Source organism: Bacillus sp. 05T31, assembly GCF_056396725.1.
Genome location: NZ_JBFTMA010000536.1, coordinates 1 through 3,102 on the forward strand (window position 1 = coordinate 1; position 3,102 = coordinate 3,102).

The window sequence follows — 3,102 nt, forward strand, 5'->3', positions numbered from 1 at the left end:
TTTTGTATGAGAGAGAGTAAAAAACCCATTCGTATGAAATATAACTTTCATACGAATGGGTTTTATTAATTTACTTTTTCCCCTCAGTCATTACGGATTCAGAAGTAATTTGAGGTGCCAATTGTTACATAACCTTTTTTATTTTTTGCGGAACTTCTTTCGTTTGCGAATTAACATCTTCTTTTCGCAACTCTTTAAAGAGCGAGGTGACCATCAGAATGACTACAATAGAAAATGGTAGCGCAGCAATTATAGCTGCGATTTGTAGTGCATTCAATCCACCTGCCTGTAATAAAATAGCGGCAATTATCGCGATTGTTAATCCCCATATAAGTTTTAAACTATTTTTCGGTGATAAGCTTCCGTTACTCGTTTGCATAGCAACAACAAATGTTGCAGAATCAGCAGAAGTAACGAAAAATGTCGCAACTAAAATTAAGCCGATAATGGTTAAGAAAGTTGAGAATGGTAAGTGTGAAATGACAGCGAATAGCCCAATTTCAGTACCATTTTTCGCGATTTCATCAGCGATTCCAAGTGATTGGAACATTTCCATATGAATAGCTGTACCACCAAAGACAGCGAACCAAAATGTACAAATGAATGTTGGGATTAATACGACGCCGATAATAAATTCACGAATTGTACGTCCGCGAGACACACGAGCAATGAAAGTACCGACGAATGGAGACCAAGAGATCCACCAACCCCAGTAGAAAATAGTCCAATTTTCAATCCAAGAAGAAGATTCTTTACTAAAAGCACCTAAATTTAATCCCATGCTTGGTAGTGCTCCAATATAAGAACCTAGTGTAGAAGTAAAATACTTCATGATAAAGACAGTTGGTCCTAAAATTAAAAAGGAAACGAGTAATATTCCGGCGAGGGAGAAGTTTAAGTTACTCAAATATTTAATCCCACGATCTAAGCCAGTTTGTGCACTTGTTAAATAGAGTACAGTGAAAATGGCAATAAGTACGAGTTGTGTACCAATTGTATTATTGATAGAAGGGAATAAATAGCTTAATCCTCCAGCGATTTGTTGTGCACCGATTCCGACAGAAGGTACAATCCCAAATACAGTTGCTAAAACAGCTAAAATATCGACTGTTTTTCCAATAGGAGAATTTTTCGATCGATTAAATAATGGAGTAACTGTAGCACCAATTGTACTACCTTTTTGTTTTCGGAATGTAAAATATGCAATTGTTAGAGCAACCATTGCATAAAGTGACCAAGGGAAGAGGCCCCAGTGGAAAAATGAATATTGCATAGCAAGTTTAGCGCTTTCCTCAGTTCCAGGTTCGCCAGTAAGCGGTGCCCCAAAGTGTGAAATGGGTTCAGTAATTCCATAAAAGAGAAGTCCGATTCCCATTCCTGCTCCAAATAACATGGAAAGCCAAGAGAGGTAACTATATTTCGGTTTTTCATCATCTTTACCAAGACGAATGGATCCATATTTTGAAAATGCTAAATAACCAGCTAAAAAAATCATTGTGGTCATAAGTAGAGAGTAAAACCAACCAAACTTATTGAGGATAAATGAGTTTAAGGAAGAAGTAACGCTTTGTAAATCATAGCCTTGTATCCAGCCTGCTGGAATTACACCCCATATAATAAATAAGGTTGTAAGCAAGATGGAGATATAGAATACACTGTTTTCTTTTTTTATCATAGAATCCCACCTTTATTTAATAAAGTTAACAATTATATTAATCATAACAATAAATCTAATAATTGTCAAAAAATTCATTTTTTATGATAGCTGTGTATAAGGAAAATCTTGTTCACGATATGGTCAAAATGTAGGAAGAAATCATATGAAATATTGCATTTTACATCATTTTATCTAGATAATATGTTAATTTCGTAAATGGAATATTTAAATAGGGGGCAATGATATGAACAAGAAATCGAAGTTTAATAAAGTGATGCTTAGTATTAGTACAATGGCGCTATCGCTCGGAGCAATTCAAACGAATGTATCAGCAGAAGAAAAGGTACCGTATAATGTATTGCATTCGAAACCAGTTGGAATTGAAAAACCAGTAGATGAGATCGGACACGCTTCTAAAGCCGAGGAAACATTATCATTTCAAGAACGTTTAAAAGTAGGAGATTTTTCACAGCGACCAGCATCTATTACGAAGAACTCGGCAGTAAAGCAAGCTAAAGAAAGCTATTCAATGGCTGATTTAAACAAAATGAATGATCAAGAATTAATTGAAACGTTAGGCAGTATTAAGTGGCACCAAATTACAGACTTATTCCAGTTTAATGAAGATGCAAAAGTCTTTTATAAAGATAACGGAAAAATGCAAGTAATTATAGACGAATTAGCTCATAGAGGTAGTACATTTACGAAAGATGATTCAAAAGGCATTCAAACGTTTACTGAAGTGTTACGTTCAGCTTTTTATCTTGCATTTTATAATAATGAATTAAGCGACTTAAATGAAAGAAGCTTCCAGGACAAATGTTTACCAGCGTTAAAAGCTATTGCGAAAAATCCCAACTTTAAGCTTGGAACAAATGAGCAAGATACAGTCGTATCTGCATACGGAAAATTAATTAGTAATGCATCAAGTGATGTTGAAACAGTGCAATACGCATCGAATATTTTAAAACAATATAATGATAATTTTAATGCATATGTAGACGATCGTATGAAAGGACAAGCTGTATACGATATGATGCAAGGCATTGATTATGATATACAGTCTTACTTAAATGAGGCTCGTAAAGAAGCGAATGAAACGATGTGGTATGGAAAAGTAGATGGGTTTATTAATGAAATAAATCGTATTGCTCTTTTAAATGAAGTAACGCCAGAAAATAAGTGGCTCGTTAATAATGGAATTTATTTTGCTAGTCGTTTAGGTAAGTTTCATAGTAATCCAAATAAAGGATTAGAGGTTGTTACACAGGCAATGCATATGTAYCCRCGTTTAAGTGARYCGTATTTTGTTGCAGTAGAACAAATTACAACAAACTATAAYGGGAAAGATTATAGCGGGAATACGRTAGATTTAGAGAAGATACGTAAGGAAGGAAAAGAGCAATACTTACCAAAAACGTATACATTCGATGATGGATCTATTG

The 3,102-nt window shown here is 34.5% G+C and carries 2 protein-coding genes; one reads left to right on the forward strand and one right to left on the reverse strand.

From position 1 onward, the window contains the following. Positions 1 to 124: 124 nt before the first annotated feature. Positions 125 to 1,675, reverse strand: coding sequence for a glycine betaine transporter OpuD (gene opuD, locus AC1DJR_RS23655; RefSeq protein ID WP_113734799.1), 1,551 nt, complete (start codon positions 1,673 to 1,675; stop codon positions 125 to 127). Positions 1,676 to 1,901: 226 nt separating this feature from the next. Between opuD and AC1DJR_RS23660 the strand changes: the two genes are divergently transcribed. After that, the coding region (locus tag AC1DJR_RS23660) for a M9 family metallopeptidase N-terminal domain-containing protein (RefSeq protein WP_477003646.1) at positions 1,902 to 3,102 on the forward strand (1,201 nt) is incomplete at its 3' end.